The sequence below is a fragment of the Proteus terrae genome, assembly GCF_003144325.1.
Lineage (GTDB): Bacteria > Pseudomonadota > Gammaproteobacteria > Enterobacterales > Enterobacteriaceae > Proteus > Proteus terrae.
This window is the reverse complement of record NZ_PENS01000001.1, coordinates 106,976-123,372: the sequence shown is the minus strand read 5'-3', so window position 1 is coordinate 123,372 and position 16,397 is coordinate 106,976. Positions and strand designations below refer to the sequence as shown.

Sequence of the window (16,397 nt, the reverse complement as noted above, 5' to 3'; positions counted from 1 at the left end):
TTTAATTCTCCTAAAACGATTAGGAGGATATATGTATATAAATAATATTGTTAGAAATACATTTTCAGCAATAAAAAATGTTGAAAATAAAAGCAGAGAAATTAAAAATATTTTAAATGGAATAATATTAAGTTGTTATAATACAATTATCAGTTTTATAAAACCAAGCATTAACATAAAAAATGATTTTTTAGGATTGAGAAAAAATATTTCTAATGTTGAAAATAAGAACAATCAGAGTGAAAGCACTCCTGTAAAATTAGATAACAAGGAAAAAACAGATAAAAAAGAAAACGATGAAGTTTTTGATAAACCATTATCCGAAGCCCAAAGAAAAATAAAAAGTGATGAAATAAAATCGAGCATTATTAATGATATTATCTCTTTCTTGAAGGAAATACCTGAATTAGAGAAAGAAAAAATTACAGAGTTTAAGAAAGAATTAGAATTTCATTCTAAATGGATTTTATTTTCTGGTAATAAAATATCTTTAGATAATTCTAAAAATAATTTTTTAGAATCAATAGCAGATAGCCTATTAAATTCAGACGATAAAATAAAATCTAGTTTTGGAAGTATTGATAGCTATAAATTCTTTTTAAAAGAAAGTATTGATAATACTGTGGAAAATATTCTTTATAAGAATTAATTTAATATATTATAAAAATCAATTATATAGATGGTGGATAAATGAAAGAAGAAGAGAAAACAAAATATAAAATAGTGCCTATAATAAACTAATGGGATGATAATAATGATTATCGAAAGTATAGGTAGGCTAGAACAAAAAAGTTCATTAAATGTATTAAATCAATCATCAAGTGCTGATTTTAACATTAAACTTAACTCAGTATTATTAGTAGAAAATTCAGTAAATGAATTTTTTGATGTTAACTCTTTAAATGAGAACGATCTAACGGAAGATGAACCCATTTATATGGAAATGGGTAAGAGTTTAGATAATGTTACCAATTCTTATGACGTTAATTATGATAATAATTCCGATACTTATCTTTTTGATAAAAGTTTATCCATTAATAATAAAAAATTTAATTTTTTTGTTGATTTAAGTAAGAAAGAAATAGAGCTAATATTTAGTTACTTAAAAAATAAAAACTATGATGTTAATAAATTGAAAAATATAAATTCATTAGTTTATTCTATTGATAATTTAATGAAAGATTTTGTTGAAGAAAGTATTTATGAAACAATGAATAATGATTATTCTTTAAGTGAAAAATTAGATTTAATTGATGCTTTATCTGAAATTGTTTCTGAAAATAAAAAAATAAAAGGAAGTTTTAAAGATAATCTAATCCGAAGATTAAGTGATGTCTCATTAAATGAGTTATTTTCTTTATGTGATAAGTATGAAGAGCAATATGAAATAGAAGGATCTTTCTTAATTAGTAGATTTATTTTTCGATTTATAGATGATTTTAATAAATTAAATAAAAATCAAATAAAATTAAATGAAGATTTAAAAAGAGGCTTAAATTCTATTATTCTTTTAAAAAGCCTAAAATTAAAAGACAATAATATTATTTAACAAATTTCCCCCGATCAAAATATCGGGGGAATTTGATAGTTATATATCCAAGCGCTTAGCTTGCCATCTGCGAGAGCGCCAACGCCATGCGTTAGTTAATCCGCGTAGCCACTCATCACAAAGGAAGCCAATCCAGATACCAATTAGACCCATTTCCATCTTAATACCGAGGAAATAGCCAACAGGAATAGCAACACCCCACATAAAGCAAATTGCTGTCATCAGCGGGAATTTAGCATCGCCTGCCGCACGTAAAGCATTTACCATTATGATATTAAAAGTACGGCCCGGTTCTAAAAAGACCGATAAAATAAATAATGGGATCAATTGGTCAATAATGCGTTGATCTTCTGTAATGGAATACAAAATAGGATCACGCATAAACCAATAAACAATAACAACACCAATCGTAAATATCACACCTGTTTTTAAACTTTTCCAGCCTCGAGTAAAAGCATCATCAAAGCGTTTTGCACCGACTAAGTGGCCTACTAATATTTCATTACCAATGCTAATCGCAATCCCAAAGAGCATTAAAAATAATGACAGTTGGAAATAGAGAGTTTGTGCTGCAAGAGGGACTTCACCCATTAATCCAATAAAGGCAGATGCAGTCATATAATGTAAAATCCAAACTAGGTTTTCTCCCGCTGCGGGCAAACCAATATGTAGGATCTTCCCTAACATATTTTTAGACCATACCACGAGTTGTTTGGCTTCGAATTTAATACGTAAACCGTAGAACAGTAATCCACACAGTAAAATAACTGCAATAATACGACCGATAACTGTAGACCAAGCAACGCCAACTAATCCGTATTGTGGTAAACCAAAGAAGCCGTAAAGTACAATCATATTACCAATAACGGTAACAATGTTGGCTATCAATGTGACATACATGGCTGCTTTAGATTTGCCATAAACTCTCAGACAAGCTGCAAGAATAATCGAGATTGCCTCAGGAATAAGGCAAATACCAATAATATGTAGATAGTTATAGCCATCTTGCACTAAGTGCTCTGGCGTATTCATGATATGCAGAATATTGTAGCCAAAGAAAAGAATGATCAAAGCGCTACTGATACCGAGCAAAGAGTTAAAAGCGATAGAAATATGGATGGCTTGGCTGGCTTTTTCTTTTTTACCAGCTCCTAAGTATTGGGCAATAACAACGCTACATCCCACACTAATAAAACTAAAAATAGTAATGAAAAGGTCAAAAACTTGGTTACCGACGCCCATAGCAGCTAAGTAAGCTGTGGAAACGTGGCTTACCATGTAAGTATTAATTAATAGTGTGGCTAGATGTAGGAATATATCTATAAATATCGGCCAACTAAGAGAGAAAAGCGAGCGATCCGCTACATCAGATTGATGCATTGAAAACCTTCTTAAAAACAGAGTGAAATCGATTTATTAATATAACGTGTAGGAAGATAGGGGATTCTACAAGGTTTATTTATAAGGTAATAGAGCAAATAATGTTTATCTGGCAAAAAAGATATTTATATGGTTTATTCATTGATAACTAATCACTATTATCATTAAGAGATGATTAACGTTAAAGTCAGGGGAATTAATGAATACTAAAATAAAAGTGGCCATTGTAGGTTATGGCAATATTGGTCGATTTGCATTAGAGGCTGTTCAAGCTGCTCAAGATTTTGAATTAATAGGTGTTGTTCGTCGTGATATCAATAATATTCCAGAAGAACTGCATAATATTACCGTGACTAACGATATCAAAACATTAGGTAATGTTGATGTTGCACTCTTATGTTCACCGACACGCGCGATTAAAGAGTTAGCAAAATCTATTTTAAGCTTAGGGATTAATACTGTAGATAGTTTTGATGTTCATAGTGAAATTGTGTCATTAAAAACAGAATTAGATGAAGTTGCGAAAAAGCATGACCGTGTAGCGGTAATTTCTGCGGGATGGGATCCTGGCTCCGATTCTATAGTTCGTACTTTAATGTTAGCTATGGCGCCAAAAGGGATCACTTATACTAACTTTGGGCCTGGAATGAGTATGGGGCACAGCGTTGCGGCTAAGGCCATTGAGGGTGTAAAAGATGCGCTTTCAATGACTATTCCATTAGGTACAGGGGTTCATCGTCGTATGGTTTACGTCGAATTGGAAGCAGGGGCGAATTTTAATCAAGTAGAGCAAGCTATTAAAGCTGATAGCTATTTTTCTTCTGATGAAACCCATATTAAGCAAGTTGATTGTGTCGATAGTTTAAAAGATGTTGGGCATGGCGTTCATATGACCCATAAAGGGGTATCAGGTAAAACTCATAATCAATTATTTGAATATTCAATGCGTATTAACAATCCTGCATTGACCTCTCAATTTATGGTATCTGCCGCAAGAGCCAGTATGAAACAACGTGCAGGTGCTTATACCGTTATTGAAATTCCACCCGTTGATTTCTTAGCTGGTGATTTAAATACATTAATTGCAAAATTGGTCTAATTTTAATTGAGACTCTCTGCATAAAATATTGCCCACATAAAGTGGGCAATATGGATTAACGCTTAGGCAAACTTGATGATTTTGAATTAGCGTTTAATACTTTTAAATTCTTTAGTTGTTGCGGTTAATGCCACTTCTGTTGGTAAGCGTTCCATTGAACTTGCACCATAGAAACCATGGCAGTCAGGGCAATTATCTAAGATATATTGGGCATCTTCTGGCGTTGCAATTGGGCCACCATGACAAAGCACAATGACATCAGAACGCACAGCTTTAGCGGCTTTTGCCCAGTCATTAATTAAAGGAACACAGTCCGCTAATGTTAATGCTGTTTCAGCACCAATATTACCGCCAGTTGTTAATCCCATATGAGGCACAATAATATCTGCGCCCGCCTCAGTCATTGCAATCGCATCTTCACGGCTAAAGACATAAGGTGTGGTTAATAAATCTTTCTCATGGGCTTTGCGGATCATCTCCACTTCAAGTCCATAACCCATACCTGTTTCTTCTAAATTAGCGCGGAAATTACCATCAATTAGACCTACTGTTGGGAAATTTTGTACGCCAGCAAACCCTGTTGCTTTAACTTCATCTAAGAATTTATCAAAGTTGCAGAAAGGATCTGTACCGTTAACACCAGCAAGCACAGGTGTATGTTTAACAACGGGTAATACTTCTTTTGCCATATCCATAACGATTTCATTAGCGTTACCATAAGCTAATAAACCCGCTAAAGAGCCACGGCCAGCCATACGATAACGACCAGAGTTATAAATAACAATAAGATCAATACCACCGGCTTCTTCACACTTAGCTGAAAGACCTGTACCTGCGCCACCTCCAATAATGGGTTCATGGCGTGCAATCATTTCATTGAATTTTTTTAGTAACGTTTCACGTGAATGAGTCATTCTTCTTTCTCCGTGGTTAACAAATAAGTTCCTGGTGTAAATCATAAATTTGCTGAGTAAACTCAGCGGAGTTTATGTGATAAGGACTGATGACTAACTGACGAGTCTCTGTCTCTTTAAATGTTGTTATAAATGCATCAAAAAAAGCTTGATTCGCTTGAGGATCCCAGAAAGGGGCTCCTTCAATATCCAGAGCTGAAAAACCGCCCTGTGGTAATACAAACCGCAATAGACCTTCACACTGATTGAGTTTCTCAGCGATCCAGACACCTAATTGGCGGTTTTCCTCTGGTGTTGTACGCATTAAGGTGACTTGTGCATTGTGATGATAAAATTGACGTCCTTTATATTTCTCAGGAACACTTGATGGGCGACCGAAGTTCACCATATCTAATGCACCACAAGAACCTATATAAGGAGTTTGGGTACGGGCGATTGCGCCAAAACGGTCTTCATCACAAGCAAGCACACCGTCAAACAAGTAATCACACACTTCTGTTGTTGTTAGATCGAGCACGCTATGAAGTAAGTGACTGTCTGCCAGTTTTTCCATGGCTTTACCGCCACTTCCTGTTGCATGAAAAACAAGGCAGTCATAATTATTTTCAAGTTTTTGTGTGAGTTGTTGTACACAAGGTGTGGTGACACCAAACATAGTCAGTGCTACCGCGGGCTTATCAACAACATGCTCTTCTTGGTAAAAATAAACAGCGCCAGCTATTTGATTTGCCGCATTTCTTAATACTTTGCGAGAGATACGATTTAAGCCGGATACATCTGTGACGGAGTACATCATTGAGATATCACTTGCACCGATATAGCCTGAAATATCACCAGACGCCATCGTTGATACCATCAATTTAGGTACACCAATTGGCAGAGATTGCATTGCTGGTGTAATCAGTGCCGTTCCCCCTGATCCGCCTAGTCCAAGAATGGCCAAGACATCATCACAGTGAGTTAAATAGTGTTCAAATGCGATAGACATCGCTTCTATTGCTTTCCCTCTATCGCCACAAAATACAGCTTCTTCGCCATTTGGGTGAAAGCGTGCAACTTCTGTTGCGGTGACATCAGCTTCTCGAGCTAATGCCGTGGGTTTGGTTGTCAAGTCAACGGTTTTAACAGGGAGGCCTGCTTTTTTAATTAAATCACTGACATAAAAAATCTCAGCACTTTTAGTATCAAGCGTTGTGGCAATATAAATAGAACCAGCATACTGTTTCATAAGCCTTCCCATACCTTTTATGATTATCGACGAATAGATTATAATCATAATGAGACTCGAGTTTCATTTATCATAGCATCGTTTTGAGACTCTTGTCTCATTATTTTTATTTTTTGTACATTAAAGGTCGATAAGGTTCGATTAATCACCTAAAGTAAACGTTAAATGTTGTAAGTATTTAGCTTAAGATAAGCCCAGATATAAAAGTGTAGGAATAACGAAGGATTTTCTATGAGTTACAGTGATGAAACGGATGCCATGTCCGGTACACGAAAAAGAACCTATCAATTATTGGTAACAACTGCGTTGGGGCTTTTTGAGCAAGGAATGTTACCGACAGTATCAGAATTAGCTGCACATGCAGGTGTTTCGAGGGCAACCGCATATCGTTATTTTCCCACACAAAGTGATTTAATTAGTGCCACGGTTGATGCAAGTTTAGCACCGATCATTGCATGGACACCCACTCCCGAAGATAATACGCAACAACGCATTACTGAGTTGCTCAATCTTGCCTATCCACAAATGTTTAAACATGAAGGCGCACTGCGTGGTGCTTTGCAAATTTCATTACAGCAATGGGCAAAAGAGAGACAATCGAGAGAATATGCAGAAAAACGATTTATTCGTGGTCACCGTAAGGAGATTTTACTCAAAGTTATTGAACCTTTAAAAGCACACTACCCTCAAGAAATGTGGGACAAGGTGATTAAATCGTTCTCTTTAATTTATGGGTCAGAAGTCTTTTTGGTAATGAAAGATATCTGGAAAATGGATGATCAACAGGTCATTGATATGACTCAATGGATGGCAAAAGCTATCCTAAATCAGGCAAAATCTGATTATCCCGCAGATAACGATTAATTATTTGAATAAATCGGTTAAAATTGTATAAATCATTTACGTTTTAGCTATTGCAGGGATCGTTATGTCACACAAAACAGAAGACCAAGAGTGGCTGGTAGAACAACTACAATTTATTGCACAAGGCATTGGTAAAACATTATCGCCTTTTTGTGAAGTTGTACTTCATGATCTAACCGATAGTGAAAATACCATTATGGTCATTGAAAATAACCTATCAGGTAGAAAAGTGGGGGATAGAGCAACTGAGTTGGGAATGGCGCGTATTGAATCGTCAAATTTCCCTCAAATAGTGGCGAATTACCCAAATCAGTTCCCTGATGGTAGGACAGCAAAAAGTACCTCTATCGGTATTAAGGATAAGCAAGGCAATTACGTTGCTGCGTTATGTTTAAATATTGATATTTCAATGATCAAAGGATTACAAATGGTACTTAATCAATTTGCAACCCTTGAAGAAGGTAATGACATTATTGAAACCTTTAGTTCAGTGACTGAAGACTCGCTGAAAAAACGTATCGATGAATTTTCTGCGACTTATTCAGTAACACCAAGAGCATTAAAACCCCATCAACGACGTGAATTGCTATTGTGTCTGCAGGATGAAGGTTATCTTTCATTGCGTAAGGCAATGGAAATTACCGCACAATATCTTGGTGTTTCAAGAGCGACTGTGTATAACGATTTAAAAGAGTAGTAATTTTTCATTATTAGCTATTGCTAAAAAATAAATAAACTTAAAAAAAGATATCACTTGTTGATATCTTTTTTTTACTTCTATTTATTGAGTTTTATAATATGTCGTATTTTTATTGAAAATGATTAATTGATTATTATTGTGTGATTTTTATAAACTTTAAAAAATAAGAGGAATAGACTATTTATTATTATTTTTAAAGAAGGTGTTAAAAAATGAGCATTACTAAAATATTAAGTAAATTTAATGAATTTAGCAGCAATATAAATGATAAAGTCAATAAAACATATGGTTTTTCAGAAAGCATTAAATCTACTGTAAATACAAATTCAAAATTTAATATAGAAAGAATGAGTAATAACAGTGTTCAGAGTGCAGATGAAAAGGTTAAGGCTGTATTCAATGAAACCGTTAATGAAATTTCAAACAAACCCTTTAATTCAAACTTGAAACTTGATGATTTGAATAACTTAATCGATAATCTGAAAGATATATCTAACAATATTATTGTTTCAAGTGAAGATTCTAATAAAGTTATAAAGAATCAACGTCTTGAAAAAAAAGAAAATATAGAAAAACTTCCTGACTGGATCACTAGCTCAGGAAAAAAAGAGTTAAATACAAATCAAAAACTTTATTTTTCAACAGAAAAGAAAAGAAGTTTTAAAAATCTATTAAAACCCATAATTTCGCCATTTAAGTTTATAAACAGATCATTATTATCTATAAAAATAAATTATGAAAATTTAAATATAAACAAAGGTGTGGATACATTTAAATTTGATAATATATCAAGTAATAAGGGTGCTTTTATTAAATTTTCAAATAAATTACATCAACTAAATGAAACCTTTACTGAAAATATTAATGAGGTAATATCTAAAAAAATAAAAAACAGAAAAAAAATAGATATTGCGATCAAGTATCATACATTAGAAAGAATGCTAGTATGTAAGTTTGTTCATGAGATTAAACAGCTACAAGATGAATTAAAAGCTGACTTAGCTAAAAATAAATTTCAAGAGGGTTATTTTGACTTACCTGATGAGATAGTAAATAAATTAAATACTAATATTAATTTAAATATAGATGATCTATTTTCTTCTAAAACAATAGATGATTTGAAAAATTTAATAAAAGAAAAAGTAAATAATCAGGATAAGAATGTAAAAATTGGAACTTTTATTGATAATGTTTTTGATGAGAAAAACAAGTTAGTAATGGTTGAAAATTTTAAGGATGATTTAAATGGGGCTAAAGAAGAGCTGTCTTTAAATTTGACAAAGGAATTATTTAAATGCTTATCAAAAGATGATGAATTTATTGGTGAAAAAGCATCTATTTCTAAGATAGATAATTTAATAAGAATGGTAAATAAAGATGTTTATCAAAGAATGGGAGGGGTAACGGATGAATTAATAAACTCACTTTGTAAAGGTTTCTATGAAAATATAAAACAAAATGATCATAGAGATAATTTAATTATTAGATTATTTAGAAATTCAAGTAATAATATTAATTACAAATTGGCGGGGGATTCTATTGCTTTATTGGCTTTTTATGGTTATTTTGAAAATAAAAATTATGAATATTCTAATTACTTTAGTGGAGGTAAGGCGATCGAAGGCGGTGAAGGCTCTTCTTATGAAAAAAATACAAAAATAGAAAATGAGCTAATAAAAATTTCTAATCGACTAGGATTAAATTTTAATAATTTAGATGAATTAATAGAAGAGATTATTAGAAAAATTATCGCTAATTATTCTAAGCCAATTTGATGGTGTAATAATTTTTAATGGTTTATTCAATATATTAACTAGGTATTTATTATGAGTGAAAATAATATAAATATTAATCCTAAGTTTTCTTTTTGTAAAGTTACTCATCGATACCCTAAAAAAGAAGAGTATGTTATTTCAAAAAAAATAAAAGTAATAGAGAACACACCAGTATCACCTTCATTTTTAAAGAAAATACTTCATGCCACTTCCTATATTTTTCATAAGATTAATATGATTTTTCTTATTAGAAGCATTAATAATAATAAAGGATTGGGTTCTTTTGGATACTTTGAAAATATAGAGGTTAGTTATGAAAATCATAAGAATAGTAAGAATTATAATGATAATGTAAAAAAATCAAGTATGATACAACAACTTATTAATAATGTTAATTCTAAATTTGATTTTCATAGTTTTTGCAATTATTTAACAGAAGTTAAGATGGCTAAAAATTATTTTTCATTATCTAATCATCATGATTGTATCAACCCTAATGATCAGGATCTAAGTATTATCTTTAATGATATAATTCATACTAGACTTAAAAGGTTATATGATGATGATTTTAAAAATATCTATAATCTTATTATTAAGAGATATAACTATGAAAAAATACATTTAAATAAAAAAAATAGTTTTATAAGTAATTTTTCAAGTGTTAAAAAAAGAGATGAGCTTATAAGTTTTATTAATTTACTGATTATTGCTGTAAATGAAATAGATATATTAAGTAAATTTGATAGAAAGATTCGTGATAAAATAAAGAATGATTTATCAATAATAATGAAGGAATGCTTAGGAAGTGAATATCAAGAATATATGACTTTTGAAGAATTATCGATGGCTTGGATGAATACGCATGTTTATAGATATAAGCAAGGAGAATGTATAGAGATAGATAAAGGGAAGATTGATGTAATTGAAAATCAATTGGCAGAGGTTAAAGGAGAGGTTAACGAAGAAGTTGGTGAAGAGATTACTAACGAGGTTAAGGAAGAGGTTAACGAAGAAGTTGGCGAAGAGATTAATAAAGAGGTTAAGGAAGATATAGACACTAACACAGACATTAATATAGAGGAAAATCCAGAGGTTGATGAATGTAATGTGATAATTAATATAAATCATTGGTTTAATTATTGTGATGATGAGCTAACAGAGATTCTTGGGGAAAAAGAGTTATTTCCAGAAGAAAATATTGAAAAAGAAAATATTAATATTGACTTTGATGATACAGAATATAAAAAAATCATGGATGATATTAAACTTTTGTTATCTCAGAATGTGACTGATGAATTTGATAATATACTCTTATTGTTAAAAAATGAATTACATGAAATTAATCAGTATTTAAATAAAGAGGAAATTAAAAGTATATATGATGAGTTGTATTCCAAATTTAAATCTTATTTAAATAACATGAATAATATAAAAGATAAGCTTGGTAGTATTTCTGAAGAGTTAAATAAAATATCTCTGGAAGAGGATGATATTTTAAACGATATAAAATCAAGTGGTAATTTCTATTATGATATTGATTTATACAAAAATGAAATAAAACAAATTGTTAAGGAAATCGATGAAATATTAGATAGTAAAAATAAAAGTGACTCAAATAGTATGAAAGATACTTTAAATTATGATTTTGAAAAATTAAAAAGTAGTTTAAATGATATTTTGAGTGATATACAAGTTTCTAATATTGAAGATAAGAAAACTATCTTTAATGGTTTGATTAAAGACTTTGATAAAATAATATTAAATTCAAAAAATGATTACTTAGATAATGAAATTAATAGGCTGAATGATATTTTTAAACAAAAAACAAGAGAACATAATATTGTAGTTAAGCCTTTATCGGTTAATAATGAAATCACACCATTGGTTAAAGATATAGATGTTGATAATACATCATTGTTATATCAAAATAATACTGATGAGGTAGATGTTGATGAATTATTGTCATCTTTAGATAGTCGTATAAATAAAATGGGAGTTGGTGTTTCTGATGTTATTGATAAGTTTAAAAATTTATCACGTAATACTGAAAATAACATGATAACGAACTCTACTTTAAATAAGGTGCAAGAGTTAAAAAATAAGTATACTAATAAAAAACAAATGTTTGTTGGTCATGATGTTAAAGTTCCGCATGAAGATGATCTTTATGATAAATATCAGGAAAGTGCTAAAAAATCAAAAGCGTTACAGGAAGAAATAAGTGTACTGAAAGGAAAATTGATAGAGTCAAAAGAACGTCGTAGTAGAGAAAATAAAAATTATATGAATGATTTAAATAAAACCAGAGAAGCTGAAGAATATAGAGAAAAAGTAAAGGATAGTAGCAGTAGTAGTAGTAGTAGTAGTAGTAGTAGTAGTAGTAGTAGTAGTAGTAGTAGTAGTAGTAGTAAAAATGTTGTAAATTTTATTAAAGAGGAAATTATATTAGATAAATCAAAACAAAAACCAAAATCAAAACAAAAAATAGCACCAAAACTATATGATTTAAATAATAAAAAAAATATAAATGATGATGATTTTCATGGTGAATTAAGAACAATGCATTCAATTAGTATCAATACGGTTAATAATATTGAAATAAAAGATGAAAATATCATTTTGATTAAAGATTATAAAAATGAAAATAAAAATATTGAAAATGTAAGCTTTAATGTGAATGAAGATAGAGTGACCTATTTAAGAGTGGATTATGATAATAAGAAAGTGGCTAAGAGTTTTGAATATACTATTAGCGATGAAACAATAAAAGAAAAAATGAAAGAAATAAAAGGAAAAAAAGGAAAAAAAGAAGAAGAGAGAATCATAAAGGAAAAAGTTAAAGGTGATATAATAAATATTATCAATAAAATAAATGAGGTATACAAAAAATAAGTATTAAAGGATAAAACTTGCGTTAAAGTTTTTTTCTCAAGTAGTACTTCTTATCACTTATTGGATAATTTTCTAGGGTGCCAAATATTACAAATCCCTGCTTTTGGTAAAAAGGCAGGGCTTGAAAGCTAAAGGTATCGACCTCAGCATATTTGGCGCCTTTTTCTTTTGCTGTAGTTTCCATTGTTTGCAGTAATTCTGTACCTATGTTTTGTCCACGATAGGCTTTATCTACCCACAAATAGCGAATACGTAGCCAATTTCCTAAAATATCCCCCGTGATCCCGCCTATTTTTTTACCATTCTCTTCTTTAAAAACAGCCAGTGGTGAGTATTGTTCCATCTGAATATAACGAAGATTGTGAGTTAACAACCCTTCATAAATTTCATTGATCTCATTCGGTGTTGGATTTGTAGTAATTTTTAACGACATAATCGGCTCTTAATATTAAGAAAAATAATAATTACATTATCACTATTTGTTTATTAAATATTTATATAAATGCTAGGATAAAACCATAATTAAAAAAACTGGATAACACAACATGTCGTTTTTAAAAACTCTGCCCGGTATTCTATTTTGTGCATTAATAGGTGGTGTTCTTACTCTTTCAGGTTTACCCATGGCACTGATGTTTGGGCCAATTCTTGTTGTTATTATCGCTTATCGTTTTAAATGGGAGCTTGCGGTTCCTAAACATACGTTAACCTTTATTCAACTGATGTTAGGAACTTCAGTTGGTTTAATGTTTAACCAAGTTCATTTAGGTAGTGCTGATAATTTAATTATTCTATTGCTCACTCTTGTTATTTGTTTAGCAATTCAATTTCTTGTGAGCTACTTTTGGTTTCACCGCCATATTGGTTGGACGAAAGAAGAGTCAATGTTAGGAGCAGTGCCCGGTGCTATGGCCGCTATTTTAGCATTAACTGATCATACAAAAACGCCCCCTCAAAAAATTGTTATTTCTCATACTATTCGTTTAATGGTTTTGATTATTATGGCGGGTTTTATCGTTGGTGCTGATAAAGCCAATATGCCAGAATTTGCTATACCTGAAATGACCATTATTTCATTATTGTGGTTATTATTGATTGTTGCTTTAGGATTAGGTTCAGGGCTTTTATTGCAGAAAATCCGATTCCCTGCACCCTTTATGTTGACTTCATTAGGTAGTGCGATATTGGTTCAATCATTTGTTAGCGAATCCATTGCTTTTCCCATGTTACTTAATGAATTGAGTATGGTTTTAATTGGGATGAATATTGGTGCTCACTTTGTTGTTTTCCCTCTTTCATCATTAATTAAAAATGCTTTTTCTTCTGTGCAAGTAGTTATTATTAATGTGATTTTAACAGTGATTGTCGCATATGGTGCTGCTTATTTAACGGGAGTTCCTTGGGCTACATTAGTATTGGCTTGGGCGCCAGGAAGTATGGAAGCTATGACATTTGCTGCGATAACGATGAACGTAGATGCGGCTTTTGTTATGTCGAATCATATTTTTAGGATGTTGATTATTCAAAGTATTCCATCAGTGGCTTTGTATTGGAATGAATATAAACAGAAGAAAAATAATCAGAACAAAAAAGAAGAATAAAATATAAAAGGGATAATTTTGTTTTTTTGATAACCTCTATTTAGTTGACTATGTTGAAAAACAAGCATGCTATTTCAAGAGGTTATCTTATTCTATCAATACAATTGTGACTTAATAGTAGCATTAATAGTTTAATAAACTGAGTGATTTATTAGCTAACAATTGGCATTTTTTATTGTGTGATACTTCAATACCTTTTAGATCATTGTAGCTATCTTCATTTAATTTGCTCATCGGTAACGTTGAGTAATTACTCACATCCCATTGTTGTGAGCGAGAAAAGACCATTAAGGCTCTTTCAATTTTAGATTTTGATATTTGCTCATAACCACAATCTTTATTTAAAAAAAGGTAGATGGCGGTTAAATCTGCCAAGTCTTCTGCTTGTGTATAAGTTAACGCTTTTGCACTCGAAGAAAAAACCAGAGTAAAAGAGAGCGTTAATGTGCAGAACAAGGCGAACATTTTTTTCATTAGGTGTGCTGTTCCTTTGTGTGATGATTTAGCAAGTTTTGTTATTTGGCTTAATGTAGTTAAAAGTTTTGCAAAGACCCGCTGTTTTGTTGGGTTTTAAATTGACCTTCCAGTAAGGGGAAACTTTAGCATTGGTAATAGTTTACAAAACTTCTTTATTCATTTTATTTCGATAAATACAAAATAATTTGTTTTTATTCAAAGGAATATATTATGCAACGTCGCGAATTTTTAAAATTAGGCGCCACATTAAGTGCTGTAACATTATTACCAAGTTGGAGTCGCTTTGCGTTTGCCCAAAGTAACACGCCTTCATTGGCTATTCCACCTCAAATTACCCCCGATGCCCAACAAAAGATTGTTCTGAATATTCAACAAGGTATTTCTAAATTTATACCTACCGCGAATACCACTACATGGGGCTATAACGGTAGTTTATTAGGCCCAGCATTGAAACTTAAACGTGGTCAACCCGTTACAATTAATATCAATAACCAATTACCAGAAACAACAACGGTTCACTGGCATGGGCTTGAAATCAGCGGTGAAGAAGATGGCGGCCCACAAGCAATGATTGAACCTGGAAAATCTCGTACTGTCACTTTTACACCAAATCAAGCTGAATCAACGTGTTGGTTCCATCCTCATACTCATGGTGTTACCGGACAACAGGTTGCTATGGGATTAGGTGGGTTAGTGATTATTGAAGATGATGAAACCGCAAGCCGTAAATTGCCTAATCGTTGGGGGGTTGATGATTTACCCGTTATTTTACAAGACAAGCGTTTAGATAGTGATGGACAAATCGATTATCAACTCGACGTAATGAGCGCTGCAATTGGTTGGTTTGGCGATATGATGTTAACCAATGGCGCTATTCAACCACAGCATATTGTGCCAAAAGGTTGGGTTAGATTACGTTTCTTAAATGGCTGTAATGCACGTAGTTTAAATCTTGCGACAAGTGATGGCAGACCAATGTATGTCATTGCAAGTGATGGTGGATTACTCGCAGAGCCTGTAAAAGTGACTGAATTACCGATTTTAATGGGAGAGCGCTTTGAAGTTTTAGTCGATACCTCTGATGGTCGTGATTTTGATATTGTTACTTTACCTGTACGCCAAATGGGAATGGTTTTAGCGCCATTTGATAATGTATTGCCTGTATTACGCTTGCTACCATCCGCAGAAAAAGGACAAGGTCTTTTACCTGAGCAATTAGCGCTTATTCCTGCATTACCAACATTAAGCAATCTTTCAACACGCACATTACATTTACGTATGGATATGCGTTTAGATATGCAAGGTATGATGCTATTAACAGAGCGTTACGGCGATAAAGCACTAGCGGGTATTCATCATGGAATGAGTCATATGCGTCAAGGTAACGGCAGTGGCATGATGGGCGGTGGAATGAATTGTGGTCATGGCAATGGTGATTTAGATATCTATAATGCCAATAGTATCAATGGTATTCCATTCTCAATGACTGAACCTGCATTTGATGTGAAACAAGGCGTTTATGAGCGTTGGGTTGTTTCTGGTCGTGGTGACATGATGCTACATCCATTCCATGTTCATGGTACACAATTTCGTATTTTATCTGAAAATGGTAGAGCACCAGAGAAGCATCGCCAAGGTTGGAAAGATATCGTGAAAGTTGAAGGGCAATTTAGCGAAATTTTAGTGAAGTTTGACCATTTGGCCACAAAAGCACATCCATTTATGGCACACTGTCATTTATTAGAACATGAAGATACCGGAATGATGGCGGGTTTTACTGTTAGTAAATAATCAATCACTGTAAAAACCATCAATATCAGTAAGATAAATTAATAAAGGGCATGAAATTGATATTTTGTGCCTTTATTTTCATTAAATCAGATCATCGCATGATGAAGGAAGTTCTGGTACAATCGTT

The 16,397-nt window shown here is 32.1% G+C and carries 14 protein-coding genes; 9 read left to right on the top strand and 5 right to left on the bottom strand.

Annotation, left to right across the window (positions count from 1 at the left end; translation table 11 throughout):
• The first annotated feature begins 31 nt into the window (after positions 1 to 31).
• Both DK857_RS00555 and DK857_RS00550 read left to right on the top strand, forming a co-directional pair.
• Entirely contained in the window at positions 32 to 649 is a 618-nt protein-coding gene (locus DK857_RS00555; RefSeq protein ID WP_109401291.1) for a hypothetical protein, read from the top strand.
• 105 nt (positions 650 to 754) lie between these two features.
• Complete coding sequence (locus DK857_RS00550; protein WP_109401290.1) at positions 755 to 1,549, top strand: hypothetical protein; 795 nt, start codon at positions 755 to 757, stop codon at positions 1,547 to 1,549.
• Between the two features lie 39 nt (positions 1,550 to 1,588).
• Here the strand turns inward: DK857_RS00550 and DK857_RS00545 are convergent, their stop codons facing one another.
• A complete protein-coding gene (locus DK857_RS00545) occupies positions 1,589 to 2,929 on the bottom strand; it encodes an MATE family efflux transporter (protein ID WP_109393276.1) in 1,341 nt (446 codons plus the stop codon).
• 199 nt (positions 2,930 to 3,128) lie between these two features.
• Here DK857_RS00545 and DK857_RS00540 point away from each other — a divergent pair, with 199 nt between their 5' ends.
• Entirely contained in the window at positions 3,129 to 4,028 is a 900-nt protein-coding gene (locus DK857_RS00540) for a diaminopimelate dehydrogenase (protein WP_109393277.1), read from the top strand.
• An 86-nt stretch (positions 4,029 to 4,114) separates the two neighbouring features.
• Here the strand turns inward: DK857_RS00540 and DK857_RS00535 are convergent, their stop codons facing one another.
• Together DK857_RS00535 and DK857_RS00530 are read right to left on the bottom strand one after the other, a co-directional pair.
• Complete coding sequence (locus tag DK857_RS00535; protein WP_109401289.1) at positions 4,115 to 4,942, bottom strand: phosphoenolpyruvate hydrolase family protein; 828 nt, start codon at positions 4,940 to 4,942, stop codon at positions 4,115 to 4,117.
• A gap of 16 nt (positions 4,943 to 4,958) precedes the next feature.
• Positions 4,959 to 6,170, bottom strand: a complete 1,212-nt coding sequence (locus DK857_RS00530; protein ID WP_109401288.1) for a Tm-1-like ATP-binding domain-containing protein — start codon at positions 6,168 to 6,170, stop codon at positions 4,959 to 4,961.
• A 231-nt stretch (positions 6,171 to 6,401) separates the two neighbouring features.
• On the opposite strand from DK857_RS00530, the gene DK857_RS00525 reads away from it, so the two are divergent.
• The 4 genes from DK857_RS00525 to DK857_RS19090 all read left to right on the top strand — a co-directional run bounded on the left by DK857_RS00525 (position 6,402) and on the right by DK857_RS19090 (position 12,401).
• Entirely contained in the window at positions 6,402 to 7,034 is a 633-nt protein-coding gene (locus tag DK857_RS00525) for a TetR/AcrR family transcriptional regulator (protein ID WP_109393279.1), read from the top strand.
• Between the two features lie 64 nt (positions 7,035 to 7,098).
• A complete protein-coding gene (locus tag DK857_RS00520) occupies positions 7,099 to 7,731 on the top strand; it encodes a helix-turn-helix transcriptional regulator (RefSeq protein WP_075674283.1) in 633 nt (210 codons plus the stop codon).
• 215 nt (positions 7,732 to 7,946) lie between these two features.
• Positions 7,947 to 9,509, top strand: a complete 1,563-nt coding sequence (locus DK857_RS00515; protein WP_109401287.1) for a hypothetical protein — start codon at positions 7,947 to 7,949, stop codon at positions 9,507 to 9,509.
• A gap of 51 nt (positions 9,510 to 9,560) precedes the next feature.
• A complete protein-coding gene (locus DK857_RS19090) occupies positions 9,561 to 12,401 on the top strand; it encodes a ring-infected erythrocyte surface antigen domain-containing protein (RefSeq protein ID WP_157957582.1) in 2,841 nt (946 codons plus the stop codon).
• Positions 12,402 to 12,423: 22 nt separating this feature from the next.
• Here the strand turns inward: DK857_RS19090 and DK857_RS00505 are convergent, their stop codons facing one another.
• Entirely contained in the window at positions 12,424 to 12,834 is a 411-nt protein-coding gene (locus DK857_RS00505; protein WP_109401285.1) for a GNAT family N-acetyltransferase, read from the bottom strand.
• Positions 12,835 to 12,946: 112 nt separating this feature from the next.
• On the opposite strand from DK857_RS00505, the gene DK857_RS00500 reads away from it, so the two are divergent.
• Positions 12,947 to 14,002, top strand: coding sequence for an AbrB family transcriptional regulator (locus DK857_RS00500; RefSeq protein WP_109401284.1), 1,056 nt, complete (start codon positions 12,947 to 12,949; stop codon positions 14,000 to 14,002).
• Positions 14,003 to 14,125: 123 nt separating this feature from the next.
• Here DK857_RS00500 and DK857_RS00495 read toward each other — a convergent pair whose 3' ends face one another.
• Complete coding sequence (locus tag DK857_RS00495) at positions 14,126 to 14,476, bottom strand: YacC family pilotin-like protein (RefSeq protein WP_109393284.1); 351 nt, start codon at positions 14,474 to 14,476, stop codon at positions 14,126 to 14,128.
• Positions 14,477 to 14,689: 213 nt separating this feature from the next.
• On the opposite strand from DK857_RS00495, the gene cueO reads away from it, so the two are divergent.
• Positions 14,690 to 16,270, top strand: coding sequence for a multicopper oxidase CueO (gene cueO, locus DK857_RS00490; RefSeq protein ID WP_109401283.1), 1,581 nt, complete (start codon positions 14,690 to 14,692; stop codon positions 16,268 to 16,270).
• The last annotated feature ends 127 nt before the right edge of the window (positions 16,271 to 16,397 follow it).